The 16,877-nt window shown below is 45.7% G+C and carries 13 protein-coding genes; 8 read left to right on the top strand and 5 right to left on the bottom strand.

The features are described 5' to 3' along the window. Nucleotides 1-208: 208 nt before the first annotated feature. The 7 genes from EL210_RS12580 to EL210_RS12550 all read left to right on the top strand — a co-directional run bounded on the left by EL210_RS12580 (nt 209) and on the right by EL210_RS12550 (nt 9,896). Nucleotides 209-3,379 (top strand): SusC/RagA family TonB-linked outer membrane protein, encoded by a 3,171-nt coding sequence (locus tag EL210_RS12580; RefSeq protein WP_018920573.1) that lies wholly within the window; start codon nt 209-211, stop codon nt 3,377-3,379. A 39-nt stretch (nt 3,380-3,418) separates the two neighbouring features. Beyond that, the gene (locus EL210_RS12575; RefSeq protein ID WP_018920574.1) at nt 3,419-4,906 is read left to right on the top strand and encodes a SusD/RagB family nutrient-binding outer membrane lipoprotein; all 1,488 of its coding nucleotides are present in this window, start codon (nt 3,419-3,421) and stop codon (nt 4,904-4,906) included. Nucleotides 4,907-5,074: 168 nt separating this feature from the next. Next, nucleotides 5,075-6,283: an SGNH/GDSL hydrolase family protein gene (locus EL210_RS12570; RefSeq protein WP_004373621.1), complete on the top strand. Its 1,209-nt coding sequence runs from the start codon at nt 5,075-5,077 to the stop codon at nt 6,281-6,283. 417 nt (nt 6,284-6,700) lie between these two features. After that, nucleotides 6,701-6,928 carry a hypothetical protein gene (locus EL210_RS12565; RefSeq protein ID WP_232000370.1) on the top strand — a complete coding sequence of 76 codons (228 nt, stop codon included), beginning with the start codon at nt 6,701-6,703 and terminating at the stop codon, nt 6,926-6,928. 43 nt (nt 6,929-6,971) lie between these two features. Then, nucleotides 6,972-8,495, top strand: a complete 1,524-nt coding sequence (gene gpmI, locus EL210_RS12560) for a 2,3-bisphosphoglycerate-independent phosphoglycerate mutase (RefSeq protein ID WP_018920576.1) — start codon at nt 6,972-6,974, stop codon at nt 8,493-8,495. Between the two features lie 7 nt (nt 8,496-8,502). After that, complete coding sequence (ung, locus tag EL210_RS12555; protein WP_018920577.1) at nt 8,503-9,165, top strand: uracil-DNA glycosylase; 663 nt, start codon at nt 8,503-8,505, stop codon at nt 9,163-9,165. 128 nt (nt 9,166-9,293) lie between these two features. Then, nucleotides 9,294-9,896: a DUF3109 family protein gene (locus tag EL210_RS12550; RefSeq protein WP_018920578.1), complete on the top strand. Its 603-nt coding sequence runs from the start codon at nt 9,294-9,296 to the stop codon at nt 9,894-9,896. A 45-nt stretch (nt 9,897-9,941) separates the two neighbouring features. On the opposite strand, the gene EL210_RS12545 is transcribed toward EL210_RS12550, so the two are convergent. The 5 genes from EL210_RS12545 to rpsT form a co-directional block, all read right to left on the bottom strand. After that, entirely contained in the window at nt 9,942-10,691 is a 750-nt protein-coding gene (locus tag EL210_RS12545) for a DUF481 domain-containing protein (RefSeq protein ID WP_018920579.1), read from the bottom strand. A 250-nt stretch (nt 10,692-10,941) separates the two neighbouring features. Next, on the bottom strand, nt 10,942-11,805 hold the full coding sequence (locus tag EL210_RS12540; protein ID WP_018920580.1) for a helix-turn-helix domain-containing protein: 864 nt from the start codon (nt 11,803-11,805) through the stop codon (nt 10,942-10,944). A gap of 85 nt (nt 11,806-11,890) precedes the next feature. Then, entirely contained in the window at nt 11,891-12,817 is a 927-nt protein-coding gene (locus EL210_RS12535; protein WP_018920581.1) for an alpha-L-rhamnosidase N-terminal domain-containing protein, read from the bottom strand. 69 nt (nt 12,818-12,886) lie between these two features. Then, a complete protein-coding gene (gene gyrB, locus EL210_RS12530; RefSeq protein WP_018920582.1) occupies nt 12,887-14,857 on the bottom strand; it encodes a DNA topoisomerase (ATP-hydrolyzing) subunit B in 1,971 nt (656 codons plus the stop codon). 808 nt (nt 14,858-15,665) lie between these two features. Continuing rightward, nucleotides 15,666-15,920 (bottom strand): 30S ribosomal protein S20, encoded by a 255-nt coding sequence (rpsT, locus tag EL210_RS12525; protein ID WP_004373650.1) that lies wholly within the window; start codon nt 15,918-15,920, stop codon nt 15,666-15,668. Nucleotides 15,921-16,138: 218 nt separating this feature from the next. Between rpsT and recO the strand changes: the two genes are divergently transcribed. After that, the gene (recO, locus tag EL210_RS12520; protein ID WP_004378058.1) at nt 16,139-16,861 is read left to right on the top strand and encodes a DNA repair protein RecO; all 723 of its coding nucleotides are present in this window, start codon (nt 16,139-16,141) and stop codon (nt 16,859-16,861) included. Nucleotides 16,862-16,877: the final 16 nt, after the last annotated feature.

Below are 16,877 nucleotides of genomic sequence, written 5' to 3'. Positions count from 1 at the left end.
ATAATACATTGTTATTTATATAGTAATTTATTGAAAATGCGGCTTTTTTATAACGAAATGATAAATTAACTGCAAAATAATTTGCATACGAAATGTGTATTCATTAACTTTGCATTTGAAAATATTTATAATTTTATTTAAATGTAAGTCATTGGATTTTGTTGCGAGCAGAGATGACTTTTGTGTTTTAACTTAAAGAGAGAAATTTATGGAAAAGAGACTTTTGATGTTTCTTGCGGGCCTGTTTCTGAGCATAGGAATGGCTGTAGCCCAGACGCAAGTTAATGGAACCGTAGTTTCAAGTGAAGATGGAGAGCCGATAGTGGGTGCTTCGGTGAAGATCTCCGGAACTAAAATGGGAACGATTACTGATGTTGATGGTAAGTTCACTTTGAGTGCATCAGAGGGCACAAAACTTGTTGTTTCCTATTTGGGCATGCATACCAAGACGGTGACTGTGCCTAATTCAGGCAGCATGAAAGTCAAGTTAGACCCTGACAACAAGGTTCTTGACGAGGTTGTCGTAACGGCAATGGGCATCACCCGTGAGAAGAAATCACTCGGTTACGCCTCACAGATGCTTGATGCCAAGGACTTAAACACTGCTGGTACCTCCTCATTGGCCAGTGCCATGCAGGGAAAACTGACGGGTGTTGACATCAGAACCTCTTCGGGAGCACCTGGAGCATCGGCTCAGATTGTAATCCGTGGAGCGCGTTCTTTCAATGGAAACAACACGCCGCTTTATGTTGTCGACGGCATGCCCATTGTTTCTACGCCCGATTTCGACACGAAGCACTCTGTGACGGGTGCCGACAATGCCAGTCGTACGATTGACCTTAACCCTGATGATATCGCATCTATCAATGTCTTGAAAGGTCAGGCTGCATCGGCACTTTACGGTATTCGTGCTTCAAACGGTGTCATCTTGATTACCACAAAGCGTGGAAGCAAGAGTTCAACAAAGCCGGTTATCACTTTCTCTACCGACTTGAGCGCACAGACTTTGAGCCGAAAGTTTGAACATCAAAAGGTATATGCCCAGGGTGGAAGCCTTTCGAAGTATAACCCCAACACTTCAATGTCGTGGGGACCAAAGATTTCTGACCTGCCCAATGATGCTACCTATGGAGGTAACACCAATAACAAATACACCAATGGTGACCTCACTTCGCATGCTGGAATGTACTATAATCCGAAGTATGCTGCCGCAGGTCTCAGTGGTTGGGCTACGCCTCAGACCTATGACAACGTAGGCGATTTCTTCAAGACTGGCTTCACCCAGAACTCCACTTTCAATATTTCGCAGCGCAAGAACGATGTAAGTTATTCGTTTAGTATCAGTGATACCTATCAGAAGGGCATCATTCCTTCAACAGGTATGACCAGAACGGGTGCACGCGGTGCCGTAGACTGGAAGGTCGATGACCAGTGGAAGACTGGCTTCTCGGCCAACTACAGCTCGGTAAAGGTAACATCTGCCCCCGGTGCTAACAGTGGTATAGTCAACGTTGTGTACTCTGCTCCAGCCGAATACAACCTTAAAGGCACGCCCTATCATAAGCCGGGCGACCCTACTTCGCAGATACTTTTCCGTGCAACCAACTTCAATAATCCCTATTGGTGGGCCGACAATGACGAGTATTCACAGCATACGAACCGCGTATTTGGCAATGCTTATGCCGAATTTACTCCGAAAATGAATTGGAACGACCGTTATAATCTCGTCTTTCGTGAGCAGGCCGGCGTTGATATCTATACCTCCAACAATGCTACCATTGCAGAGATTGGCTCGGCTTATAATAAGAAAGGCGAGGTTGAAAACTACGGAGCGCAGAACAATATCTTTAATAACTTGCTCACAGCTAACTTCACTGCCAAGTGGGGTGCAGACAAAGAGTGGGACTTCGGCTTTGTTCTCGGTAATGAATTCAACCATAGATATTGTCGCAAGTGGGACTATGACGGCTCCGGGTTGGCTTTCTATGGACAGCCTACTATCGGCAACACGTCTTCCATAGACGGGCATTCCGAGTATCATGTACAGGAACGTACCGTTGGTTTCTTCGGTCAGATGTCGCTCTCTTGGAAAGATATGGTCTATCTTACCGTAACGGGTCGTAACGACAAAGTATCGTCCATGCCACGCGGTCACCGTTCTTTCTTCTATCCATCGGTATCATTAGGCTGGATATTTACCGAGCTTCCGGCATTGAAAGACAATCAGATTCTCTCTTATGGAAAGCTCCGTCTGTCTTATGCACAGGTTGGACAAGCCGGTCAGTTCTATAATAATTACATGTATGTTCCGGCTTATGGCGGTGGCATGTATGTCTACACGCCAATCAGTTATCCGCTCGGTGGTGCGAAAGGTTATACACCTTACTTTGTGAAGTTTGATGAAAATCTGAAGCCACAGAACACCTCTAACTGGGAAACGGGTATCGACTTAGGACTCTTCAAGAACCGTGTCAAACTCGATTATACGTTGAGTTATCAGGATGTCAGAAACCAGATATTCGATGTTCCAACGGCAGGCACGACGGGATATCAGTCACTCCGCACGAATGCAGGACGGATGGTGACTTGGTCTCACGAGCTTTCTGTGAACGCAACTGTGCTTGATCATCATGACTACAGCATGGAATTAGGCGTTAACTTCACGAAAGTTACCAACAAGGTAAAGGAACTTGCCGATGGTGTTGAGAGCATTATGCTCGGTGGTTTCGTTGAACCACAGATACGTGCACAGGCAGGTTACACCTATCCTAATATCTATGGCAGGGCTTTCAAGCGTACTAAAGACGGCCAGTTACTGCTGGATGCCAATGGTCTTCCACAGGCAACCGCAGCCAGTGTGAACCTTGGTGAGTGTGCGCCCGACTTCAACATGGGTTTCAATCTCCATGCACGTTACAAGAAAGTCTCACTTTTAGCAACAATGGATTGGCAGAAAGGGGGCTGCATGTATAATGGAACGCTGCTGACGATGAACTTCTTCGGTGCCTCCAAGGAGTCGCTCCCTTATCATGAAGGAACGATGGTTGCCGAAGGAATCAACGAGGCAACCGGGCTGAAGAATACCGTTGAAGTGAGCAAGCAGGATTATTATCAGGCTTACAACGATGTGACTGAAGCCGGCATCTTCGACACAAGCTATCTCAAGTTGCGCGATGTGACCTTGAGTTATCAGTTCCCTAAGTTTGCAGGTATTGACCTTTCAGTCTATGGTTTCGCCCGCAATGTCCTCCTTTGGGCTAAGATGCCGAACCTCGATCCAGAGAGTTCGCAGGGTAACGGCAATATGAGTGGCTACTTCGAACGCTACTCCGTACCTAACACTTCAAGTTTCGGTGGTGGCTTTAAACTCACATTCTAAGCACCGACTAACATTTGATAAACATAAAGAGCATTGATTATGAAAATGAAATATATATTTGGTGTGGCCCTGACTTCAGTGATGTTTGCCTCTTGTTCTGAAGATATCATGGATCATATCAATAAAGACGAGGCACACCCGAGCATCAATATCAACGCCAAACTCCAGCTGACGGATGCTGAAGTGGCGACAGTCTATAGCACGCTCTGTGGCAACTATGCCTGGTATGTCAGTTCTTATACCGAGCAACTCTTCGGTACCGGCAACAACCAATTACGCATGGTGGAGAAACGAAACCTATCGGAAGTGGCCGGAAGTGCAGTGTTTGAAAACGAATGGAACAGCACTTACCTCAATCTCAACAATCTCCGTCTGATGCATAACAAATGTCAGGAGGGTGGAGTTAATGCCAAGGAATATAATCTTTTGGGCGTAACTCAAACGCTTGAAGCTGTCAACTGGGCCACTTTGACCGACCTTCATGGCGACATTCCCTATAAGGAATGCTTTGTAACTTCCAATCCTCAGATTGACAAACAGAAAGTAGTTTACGACCGTGTCTTTGAACTTCTCGACAGCGCACAAATCAACTTTGCCCGCGGAACCGATGATTTCAGCGCGAATGATATTATCTATAGCGGTAAAGTTGCTAAGTGGGCAGCATTTGCCCACGCGCTGAAAGCCCGTTATCTGTTGCGTACCTATGGGGTAAACAAGACCACGGCACAGCTTCAGAAGGTTGTTGCCGAGGCACAGGCTGCCATCAGTGGCGGTTTTGAAGGCTGCGAATTAGCTGTGTTCAACGGCCAGACTGCCGACAACTCCTGGTATGCTTACGCCCAGAGTCGTAGCTACACAGGTTGTTCGTCAACGGTAGAAAAACTGCTGACAGCCCGCAATGATCCCCGCGAACCCATTTATAACTACAACAAATTCGGCAAGAACGTGGTTGCAAATCCTGGAGATGACGACTTAGCTTCAGAGACAGAGTATGTCAATTGGCCTGCTTATTTGGACAATGGTGCTGCTCCTTTGCACATGATGAGCAGTTCAGAGCTTTATTTCATCCTTGCCGAAGCGCAGGCACGTTTAGGTACAGACGCCAAGACTGCATTCGAAAAGGGAGTTACCGCCTCAATAAAAGACTTCTATACTGCCGGTGGAAGCGTCATCGAAGCAAGCATTACCGATGCTCAGATTACGAATTATCTGACTTCAATCAATGCTCGTTTCACGGCAAATCCCTTGAATGAGATCCTCATTCAGAAGTATATTGCACAGACACGTGACGAGCAATTGGAGACCTATAACGACATCCGCCGTTGCCGTTACATTGACGGCAGCTATCCGGTCACCATGACCAACCCTAACAATACGTCGGGAGGTGCCAACCGTTGGCCGCTCTGTCTGCCTTATGGTGACAGTGATGTGAAGTCCAATCCGCATGTGGCTGCAGCCTTTGGCAGCGGAAACGATGCCGGAATGTATGTCTTCACGAAGCGCGTGTGGTGGGCAGGTGGCGAATAATCTGCAGCTTATGGCTTCGTGATGAAGCGCACAAAATAGACGAAAGACATATCCACGTGTGGATTATTAAATTTCTCTCTCGCTTTGGGGCTGGCTTTTGCCAGCCCTTTTTGCCTGTAATCAGAAAATAGTGTTACCTTTGCAAAGCGATAATATAAAGGTAAAAAGATGAAAAGATTTGTAGGATTAATTCTGTTATTCATTTCTGTTGCGGCACAGGCACAGTTGGCAAATGCCGTGACAGACAATCACTGGGTGGGCACTTGGGCTACAGCGCAGCAGCCTGTAGTAAAGAGTTTCATGCCTTATAACAACAACATGAGCGGTCGTTCGGTGCGACAGATTGTAAAAGTCTCGATAGGTGGCAAGCAGCTTCGGCTTGAGTTGAGCAACGAACTCTCGCGTGAACCGCTCGTTATCCGCTCGGTCTACATCGCACATGCTGCCGACAGCTTCGTTATTGTGCCCGCCACGGCGAAGTATCTCACGTTTGGTGGCCGTTACAACACCGTCATTCCGGCGGGCAAGGCCGCTTTCAGTGATGCGTTGAACTTCGATCTTCAACCGTTGGAAAAGCTTGCCATTACCATTAATTATACCAAGGCTCCCGCCGTCCCTACGGTTCACATGGGGTCCCGAACAACGAGTTATATCCTGCGGGGTGTGTCAACTCCCAAGACGAGTTTTGCCAAAGCGTTCCGTGAAGACCATTGGTTTAACATCTCGGCCATTGATGTTTATGACCTCACAGCCAAGAGTATAGCCATCATCGGCAATTCCATCACCGATGGAAAGAACTCAACCAACAACGCACAAAACCGCTGGCCGGACATCCTTTCAGAGGTTTTGCAGAAGAAACAAGGCGTGACCGACGTCGGAGTTCTTAATCTCGGCATCGGCAACAACCGTGTAACGATGAAGGGAGGCTTTGGGTTTATGGCTCGCGAACGCTTCAATCGGGATGTCCTTTCACAGCGAGGTGTGCGTGCGGTTGTTATCTTTGAGGGCGTAAATGACATCGGAGCAGCAGCTTTCGGCCAAAGCGAAACCGTGGCAAATGACCTTATCTATGCCTACGAAGAGATGATACGCAAGGCCAAGGAGCGCAATCTGCGCGTCTATCTCGGCACGATTACGCCATTCAAGGGGGCCGGCTATTACTCTGCTTTCCATGAAGCGGCCCGCCAAACTGTAAATCAATGGATACGCAGTCAGCGTGAGAAGGTCGACGGCATTCTTGATTTCGATGAGCTGCTTCGCGATCCTAACGACCCCGAACGCCTGCAGAAACATTGGCAGAGCGATTGGTTGCACCCCAATCCCGAGGGATATCGTGCCATGGGAGAATATGCGGCAGGGGTGATAACGTGTCGTTAGTCAGTGCTTCTTCCCTTGGGGAGTACTGGAATTGGTTTTTAGTTATTTATTTTTACAAATGCTTTCGCATAGCTCGCGTATTCAAAAAACATTTTATGTCGGGCCGAAATACGCGAGTTTTGAGCCTTTTAAGTAATGCGTTGGCTATCAGGTTGTTATGTAATATCAGTTGTTTTCAGGGCTGAAATCATGTTGATTTTATTGCTGTTTTGACGCATATTGCATCGTGTTTTGCCTCACTTTGCATGCTGTCTTGATGCAGAAGACGTGGTGTTTTGATGCAGATTGCAAGCCAAAGTGATGCAGGTTGCAGGATAATGTGTCAGAAACGGCATTGCTTTTTGATTTGAAAGGCGCGATTTGGGCTTGTTTATGCGCTTTCTTTTTCTAAAAGGTAACTTCTGAAAGAGGCCTTTTTTGACCAATAAAATTTACAAAACAGAGGCGTTTATCGGGATGTTCCAAGCAGCGTTGTGTGAAGATTGGAGAGACAAGACAGGCAGAAAGAATACAGCTTCAGGCTGGGGATGCACCGCAGCCTTCATCGCTTTGAGTACACATCAGCATGTTTTTGTCAGCCAACGTCAAGTTGATGACGAAAAAAAACGGGCCGTTCTTCTTTGTAATCTCACTCGTTTGCAGTAACTTTGCAGCATACAGGAAACAGAATTTTAAGTTTATATAAGTTATGGCAAAGAAAGCGTTATTGATGATTCTCGATGGATGGGGAATCGGAAAGCATGGTAAGGGTGATGTTATCTATAATACTCCGACACCTTATTTAGATTATCTGAATGCAGTTTCTGCACATTCTCAGCTTCAGGCTTCAGGCGAAAACGTAGGTCTTCCCCACGGACAGATGGGTAATTCTGAAGTTGGTCACCTCAATATCGGTGCCGGCCGAGTGGTTTATCAGGACTTGGTGAAGATCAATAAAGCCTGCGAAAGCGGTGACATCTTGAAGAACCCAGGCATTGTTGAAGCTTATTCTTATGCCCAAAAGACGGGCAAGAAGCTCCACTTGATGGGCTTAACTTCAACGGGAGGTGTGCACTCTTCACTCAATCATCTCTTCAAGTTGATAGAGATAGGTAAGGAATATGGGCTCAAAGATGTATATGTGCATTGCTTCATGGATGGGCGAGATACCGACCCAAGAAGCGGCAAGGGCTTCATCGAAGACGTAGAGGAATGCTGCCAGAAGAATGGTGCTCACATCGCAAGTATCATTGGCCGGTTCTATGCAATGGACCGAGATAAACGCTGGAACCGCGTGAAAGAGGCTTATGATTTGCTTGTGAAGGGCGAAGGAAAACAGGCCGATGACTTGGTTAAAGCCATGCAGGAGAGTTACGACGAGGGCGTGACCGATGAATTTATCAAGGCAATCAACAACAGCAAAGTCAACGGAACGATTGAAGAAGGCGATGTCGTTATCTTCATTAACTACCGTAATGACCGTGCAAAGGAGCTGACGGAAGTGCTTACTCAGCAGGATCTGCCGGAAGAAGGTATGACGACTGTGAAGGGTTTGAAGTATTATTGTATGACACCATACGACCCGAATTTCAAGGATGTAAAGGTGCTCTTCCCGAAGGAAAACGTGCAAGATACACTCGGAGAATACCTTTCCCGATTAGGTAAGAAGCAGCTTCATACGGCTGAAACAGAGAAGTATGCCCATGTAACTTTCTTCTTTAATGGCGGTCGCGAGGAGCCTTTTGAGGGCGAAGATCGTATTCTTGTGGCTTCTCCTAAGGTAGCTACGTATGACTTAAAGCCGGAAATGAGTGCCTTTGAGGTTAAGGATAAGCTTGTCGGTGCTATCAACACACAGGAGTATGACTTTATTGTTGTCAACTTTGCCAACGGTGATATGGTGGGTCATACAGGTGTATATCATGCTATTGCAAAGGCAGTCTGGGCCATTGACCACTGTGTAGAGGAGGTCGTTGAGACAGCTAAAACCAACGGTTATGAGGTGATTATCATTGCTGATCACGGTAATGCTGACAATGCAATCAACGAAGATGGCACACCAAACACTGCTCACTCGCTGAACCCCGTGCCGTTTATTTACGTGACAGATAATAACTCTGCCACTGTGAAAGATGGCCGTTTGGCCGATGTTGCTCCGTCAATTCTGCACATCATGGGCTTGGAACAGCCTGCTGACATGACGGGAGAATGCTTGATATCTGACAATAAATAAATGTGCAATGGTAAAGATTGAAGAGAGTTGGAAGCCCTATCTTGGCGCGGAATTCGATAAACCCTATTTCGTGAACTTAACCAAATTGGTGCGCGAAGAATATCTGCATACCACGTGCTATCCGCCGGGAAAGCTGATTTTCAACGCCTTCAACCTTTGCCCTTTCCATAAAGTGAAGGTGGTAATCATAGGCCAAGACCCTTATCATGAGCCTGGTCAAGCCATGGGTTTGAGCTTTTCTGTGCCCGAAGGTGTGGTGATGCCCCCTTCACTTATCAATATCTTTAAGGAGATTGAAATGGATCTTGGCAAGCCGATGCCGCGAAATGGAGATCTCACACGATGGGCCAAGCAGGGCGTTCTGCTCTTGAATGCCACGTTGACTGTGCGTGCTCATCAGGCCAACAGTCATCAACGATTGGGCTGGACCACGTTTACCGATGCTGCAATCAAGGCTTTGAGCGATCATCGCGACGGTCTTGTTTTCATGCTTTGGGGTGGATTTGCCCGCAGCAAAAAGTATCTGATAGATCAAAACCGACATCTTGTTTTGGAGTCTGTTCATCCTTCTCCGCTCTCCGCTAACCGTGGAGGATGGTTTGGAAATCATCAGTTTTCAAGATGTAATGAATACTTAAGAGGTAGGGGAGAACAGGAAATAGAGTGGTAAGAAACCCCTTCCCAGCCCTCTCCTCGGGGGAGGAAGTGCAGGCTTATAGCCCATTTTGTTATACTTCGAATGTCTACACCAGACATTTTCTGTCATGGCTGAATCGGCCAATTACTGCAAACAACATTATGAATAAAGAGGATTTGCATATTATACAGGTGGGAAACGTGTTGGTTTCTCCCGACATTATTACCGAGAAGTTCTGTTGTGATTTGGAGAAATGCAAGGGAGTTTGTTGCATAGAAGGCGATGCCGGAGCACCTGTTACGCTTGATGAAATCGGAGAAATTGAGGATGCTTTAGACACCATTTGGGGCGATATGAGTGCTTCGGCACAGGCTGTTGTCGACAGACAAGGCGTGGCCTACACGGATATTGAAGGCGATTTGGTGACGAGTATTGTAGGAGGTAAGGATTGTGTTTTTACTTGTTATGAGGGCGATTGTTGTCTTTGTGCACTCGAACGTGCCTACCGTGACGGGCAGACACGCTTCATAAAGCCCATTTCCTGCGCTCTTTATCCGATACGTGCCAAGGAGTTTGGTCATGGACTTGTAGGCATAAACTATCATAAGTGGAAGATATGTAAGGATGCAGTTGCAAAGGGTGAAGCCCTCAATCTTCCTGTTTATAAATTCTTGAAAGGCCCACTTATCCGGCGTTTTGGCGAAGAATGGTATGCAGAACTGTGTGAGGCAGCTGAAGAGATAGAGCAGATGATTGCAGAATAGAAGCCTTCCCCGCTCCCTCCAAAGGCGAAGAAGGCCGGCTGTTTCTTAGAAAGAGATATCTATACCGGCATCAACGGTGTTATAATCTTTACGTACAGGCACGATAGGAGAGGTGTCGTAGATGATGCGATAGGTGCCACGTATGCCGATTTTCGGTGTGATATGATACGCAAGGTCTACTGCTCCGCCGAACCTTGCGCTTTTGAAATAGCTGTCAGGCTTGGCTTGATGAATGGCGGTTGTAGTCAGTTCCCAATGTTCTCCGAGTGAATATTTGAAGCTAAGTGACAGATGACTCTTCACACTTCGGCTGTAAGCATAATCGCTTATGCCTGCAGGTGGGTCGGGATATTGCCACTTTTCAAACTCATAGAAAAGGCCGACAGCTGCAAACATGAGGCAGTGCTCGGTGTTGACGAGGCGATATCGGGACTGAACTCCCGAGGAAATCTTGAATGTCATGCCACGGCTTCCTGCCCATTGTGACTCTACGTAAGGATAAACTTCAAAGGCATGATGGAGCAGATAACGATATTCTGCGTGCACATAGCCTCCACTTACGGTGATCTTCTTACCGTAAGTTGAGAATTCAAGTTTATTGATAAGATTTATAACCCGACTCTTTTTAATCAGCAGATTGAGGTTAGCTGTGTTCTTAAGGGTAAGTACATTCTCTTTCTCTGTCTTGAAATCTACCACCGGTTGCAATGACCCTTGTATGGTTTTTGTGCTGTCTATTTCCATTGTAAGGTTCTCGGAGAAGAGCATCTGGGCCTGTGTCGGCATTGAAATCATCATGAAAACGAAGAACGAAATACATTTAATGACGATTGATTTTCGTACCTGAATATATTGAAACGGTAATGGGAAATGGGGACAGAGCAGCTTGCAAAGGCCCTTGTTGGTGTTTAGTTGTTTCATTTCTTGTTATTTTTTCTTTTCCAAATGTTGGGTGTAAAGGTAAAGAAAATCTTCAAACTACGTTGTATGTCAAAGCATTTAAATTGCCAGTCTTGCTTTCCTGTCGATGCAAGATCTTACAAACCTATACTTTTCTGTATTCAGAAGGCGACACACCAACGTGGTCTTTAAAGTATTTTCCCATGAAGCTTTGGTTCGGGAAGTTCAGCTCGACAGCAATCTCTTTGATGCTTTTTGCAGTGCTTTTCAGCATGATGCGCAGTTCGTGTATCGTGTAATAGTCAATCCATTCATTGGGAGTACGGTGGCTGATAGCCTTTACAGCCTCTGAAAGATACTTTGGAGTAATGTTCAACTGCTTGGCATACCAACCTACACGACGTTCAGAACGGAAGTGATTTTCAACGAGTTTGGCATAATCGAAGAATATCTTTTCAAGGCGGGAAGAGTGGTGTTTGTCGTTCTTCTGAATGCGATAGATTGCATTACTGAGGTCGTAAATGAGGGCTTGAAGCAGTAGTTTCACGGTCTCTACACGAAAAAGATGCGCTTTGTTGTCTAACTTTTGCTTGATGATGCTAAAGTAGTTGGCTACTGTGTTGACTTCATCGGTCTCAAGTTCGCATACAGGATGGTTTCTTGCAAATAGGAAAAGCGAAGACAATTCGTGTACATTCAATATCACTTCCCGATAGAAGTTCTTCGACATAATGATGCCAATACCCTTGAAATCTTCACTCAAACTATAGTTGTCTGTGACGTCTCCGGGGGTGACGATAAGGATATCTTTGGGCAGAACAACATAGTCGATGGTATTTAAAGAGTATTTTCCAACCCCTGAAGTGCACATGCCGAAAAACAGAAAGTCAAGTCGTCCCGGTTCATTAGAACGGGGTAAGTCTGCGATGTTATTGACTAAAAGGAGGTCTTCATCAATATGGCTCCCCTTGTTAGTTTCAAGTAAAAAGCCGATAGTTAGTTCTTTCATAAGTGGTCTATATAGTTAAAATGGTGTTATAAGAAGAAGAATAAAAGAGGTTATAACCGTCATTTTCACAAGGAAAAAGACTTGACTAATGCCAACTTATGTGCGGGTAGGGAGCGGTTTCTATACCTTCAACACGCTGGATTTGGCTGTTTTTAAAATGTTGGTCGCCTGTAATCCAAACGTTTCTGAACGTGCGTCGGGTGAATTTCCGATAGGCTTGTTCGTCCATTTCTCCGCTGCATTGATAGCCTAATCCATTGATATTGAGACGTTCTCCCATGTTGGCATCACGCAGCGTTACACGCACATAGCCATGAAACCCGGTATTGAATTCGTAGCAGACGGTATCGTCTTCAACGACATAATAGGCGGGTGTGATAATCTTCGTGACGTGTTCGGCTGTGTAAGCCACCCTGCGATAGTCTGTCTTCTGGCTGTTGTCAGCCGCTAAACTCACTGCTCCTTGCCAGCAGGCCGGTGCAAAATCAGCAGTATTCCATTGCGTCTGACTGTAGTCAGGGGCATGAAATATCTCGTCATATGTGGTGTCAAGCCGCACATTTGCTTTGCGACAAAGCCAGTTACTGTCTGAAATGAGGCTGAAAGGGCGGTTTTCTGCATCTCTTCCATAATAGGAGATAGCTACTTGGCGAGGCTGAATATGAGGATATGAAGGGCTATACCACACGGCAATCGTGTTGCTGTCGGGGCGAAGAAAGCGTGTAATATCGAAGCAAAGGCTGATAGGTCGGTCGTTAAAAGCTTGCTTGCGGAAAGGCATTCTGACGTCAGTCGATACATTATAACCGTTCACATAGAGATCAAAATAGCCTGTTGTGACAACTTCAAGCATGGCAAACTGTGGTCTCCCCTCGCAGAGATAGGTTTGCCGAAACCATATCTGTGCGGTAGAGTCTACGTCAGGATAGCCTATCCAATGGGGCTGAAAGCGTTGTGCCTGCAAGCTGATGGCCTGTAGAAAAAGCACGAAACCTAATATCCATTTTGTCATATCTGAAATTAAAAATCCCCCTCCTGCATGGAGGAGAGGGATATATGGCTTGTTGATCAGTAACAGATTTTATGCATCAATGTTAGCATATGTGGCGTTTTGCTCAATGAATTCGCGTCTCGGTTCAACGTCATCACCCATCAACATGGAGAAGATTTCGTCGGCTTCAGCAGCATTCTGTATGGTCACCTGCTTCAAGAGGCGCGACTTCGGATCCATGGTTGTCTCCCAAAGCTGCTCGGGATTCATCTCTCCCAAACCTTTGTAGCGCTGTGTGTGCAGGCTCTTGTCGTCTTCTTTTCCTTCAACATACTTGTCAATGAAAGCCTGACGCTGCTGCTCCGTGTAGCAATATTCACTCGCTTTCTTATAGGTACACTTGTACAATGGAGGTGTAGCGATGTAGAGATGTCCGTCTTCAATGACCTTCGGCATAAAGCGATAGAAGAGTGTCATGATGAGAGTGTCGATGTGAGAACCGTCGACATCGGCATCGGTCATAATGATAATCTTGTCATATCTCAGTTTATCGATATTGGCTTCGCGGTCATCTTCGCCCTCAACACCAAAGCGGACGCCGATGCTCTGAATGATATTCATGACCGACTCGGCTTCGAAAACACGATGCCATTGCACCTTTTCTACGTTCAAAATCTTACCTCGAAGCGGCAGAATTGCCTGTGTGTAACGATCGCGACCTTGCTTGGCAGAGCCTCCCGCAGAGTCTCCCTCGACGAGGAATATCTCGCATTCTTTCGGGTCTTTATTAGAGCAATCGGCCAGTTTCCCAGGCAAACCTCCACCTGTCATCACACTCTTTCGCTGTACACTTTCACGTGCCTTGCGAGCTGCAATGCGTGCTGTTGCGGCTAAAACCACCTTTTCACAAATCTTCTTTGCCTCGATAGGATGTTCTTCTAAATAGTTTGACAGGGCCTCACCAACGGCTTGTTGCACGGCTCCTGATACCTCGCTGTTGCCCAATTTGGTCTTTGTTTGCCCCTCAAACTGCGGTTCTGCCACCTTAATGGATATCACGGCAGTGAGTCCTTCACGGAAGTCTTCGCCAGCAATCTCTATCTTTGCCTTCTCAATCTGCTTGGCAATGGTAGGTTCTGCATCGGCATAAGCCTTCAAAGTACGGGTCAGTGCGGCGCGGAAACCAGTCAGATGAGTACCTCCTTCAATCGTATTGATGTTGTTGACATAGCTATGAATGTTCTCCGAATAATCGGTGTTGTACATGATAGCCACTTCAATTGGAATGCCTTGCTTCTCTGTTTTCAGGTAAATCACATCGTCGAAGAGATGTGTGCGGTGGCGATCTACGTAGCGAACAAACTCTTTCAGTCCGTCTTTTGCATGGAAAACTTCCTGTCGGGTCTTGCCTTCTTCATTGGGACGGAGGTCAGTAAGCGTGATGCGTATACCCGCATTGAGGTATGCAAGCTCACGCATTCGGCTGGCAACGATGTCCCATTTGTAGGTCGTTGTAGTGAAAATAGTCGGGTCCGGCCAGAATTGTTGGCGGGTTCCACGCTTAGTTGTTTCCCCAACTACTTTGACCGGATAGAGCGGTTTGCCTTTTTCGTATTCCTGTTGATATATCTTTCCATCTCTGAAAACCTGCGAAAGCATGTGCGAAGAGAGTGCATTCACGCAGCTTACACCCACACCATGCAGACCACCGCTGACCTTGTAAGAGCCTTTATCGAACTTACCGCCGGCATGAAGCACGGTCATAACGACCTCAAGAGCCGACTTATGAAGTTTCTTATGCTCATCAACGGGGATGCCACGACCGTTATCTTCAACGGTAACGGAGCCGTCTTCATTGAGCGTAATCTCAACATCTGTGCAGTAACCTGCCATAGCTTCATCGATAGAGTTATCCACTGTCTCGTTGATAAGATGATGAAGTCCCTTCTCACTGATGTCGCCAATGTACATGGCCGGACGCTTACGAACAGCCTCAAGCCCTTCAAGGACTTGGATATTCGAGGCAGAATAATTTGCCTCGGAGTTTTGATTTTCTGCCATTTCCTTCAAAAATGTGATTTAATTGCAAAGATACTAAAAAAGATAGAGACAGCGAAACTTTTATACGCTAAAATACATTAATGTGAAAGGGCTTTGCAGTTGATTCTCAAGAAGAAAGGAATAGCATGGAAATACGTAGGAAAAAAGAGGCTTTTCGGCATGCTCCTGTATCTTGGTCTCATTGTGTTGAACGTGGATGTAATCGTGAGAAAGCTCTGCTTTCCTGTAAAGATTGTTGCTTGTTTTTAACATTTCGTGGCTGCACCAAATAGAGAAAAAGAAGCGGGAAAACAGAGGCTGTTGTTCCATTTCGGCGTTCTTGGTGGGCAATTCCGTTCATCATGCGTTGTAACTTGACGCAAAACACAACGCTGTTTGCATCAAATTGCATGGTAACCTCATGCAGATTGTCACGTAATTTGATGCAAATGACATGGTCTTTTGTTGTTATCTTTTGTTTGAATTTGAATGGTTTTTTGTAACACTTTGATGCTCAATATGTTGCGAAAAGATAGAAAGTGGGGTGTGTTTTGAGTGAGGATATGCTTTGTTCTGAATTTGCAAAGCATTTGAGAGCAATTGTAAACATTCGTGATGAATATTAACACATTATTCGTTTCTTGGGATATGAATGCCAAGGGGATAGTGTCTGCTCTCATCTGCAGACTTCCAGCAGCTTGTCATGTGGGGGATAAGATGTTGAAATTTCATGATGATGAGCCTGCAAAGTCATTGTGGATATAAACGAATAAGGGTCGCAATTCCCTTGGGAACTACGACCTTTACAGACTCGTAAGCGCTGCTATGATTAGCCGAGCTTGCTGATATGAAGAGCCAAACCAGACTTGATGTTGGCTGCTTTGTTTGCATGTATGATGTTAGTCTTTGCTAACTTATCAAGCATTTTCTGTACTACAGGATACAACTTGACTGCTTCATCCTTGTCAGAGATTGCGCGAAGCTTACGAACAGCATTACGCATTGTCTTGGCATAATACTTATTATGCAGCGTCTTTGTCTTCGTCTGACGGATTCTCTTTACTGATGATTTGTGATTTGCCATCTTCTGTTTACTTCTATTTTATTTTACTTGTAGTCCCTAGCAGAGTCGAACTGCTCTTTAGAGAATGAAAATCTCTCGTCCTAACCGATAGACGAAGGGACCATGAGGCTTATTTTGCGGGTGCAAAGTTAGCGTTATTTTTCGAACTCACCAAACTTTTATTGAAATATTTTGTGATAGATGTTATTTTTTAATCTTTTTGGACTAACTTTGCCACTATGGTGATAAAGACGAAAGCAATAGTGCTGCATGCATTCAAATTCGGCGAAAACAAAATGATGATTGATTTGCTTACCGAGCAACAGGGACGTGTAACGTTTGCTGCACGGATATCAAACTCGCCGAGAGCGAAAGTCAAAAAGCAATACTTCCAGCCTTTTGCCGTGCTCGATGTTGAATATGATTATCGTCAGAAAGCTACGATTCAAACCTTTATTCATGTAGGGATTGCATACCCGTTGGGGTCAATACCTTTTGATTCCTATAAGCTTTCTATCTCGTTTTTCCTTGCCGAACTGACGGCATATGCCACGCGTGACGAACAAACCAATGCGCCTTTGTTCAACTATATTGTTTCAAGTATTGAATGGCTTGACAGCTGTGGCACCACATTTTCCAATTTCCACCTTGTCTATATCGTGCATTTGTTGCGCTTTTTGGGGTTCTATCCCAACCTTGAAGCTTATGAGGAAGGGTGTTATTTTGACATGCGCAGTGGCTGCTACTCATGCACTATGCCCACACATCGCGACTTTCTCGCCCCGTCAGATGCTAATCTTGTGGCCACGTTTTCGCGCATGGATTATGCCAACATGCACCTTTTTAAGATGTCGCATGCCGACAGGAACCGCTTCTGTGAAATCGTTTTGACCTATTACCGCTTGCATATCCCAAAGTTTCCCGAGCTGAAATCGTTGAAAGTGTTAAGGGAGTTGTATTGAAAAAGCAGATGAATGG

It is taken from the genome of Segatella oris, assembly GCF_900637655.1.
Classification (GTDB): domain Bacteria; phylum Bacteroidota; class Bacteroidia; order Bacteroidales; family Bacteroidaceae; genus Prevotella; species Prevotella oris.
The sequence above is the reverse complement of the archived record's forward strand: the minus strand, read 5'-3'. Positions and strand labels throughout refer to the sequence as shown.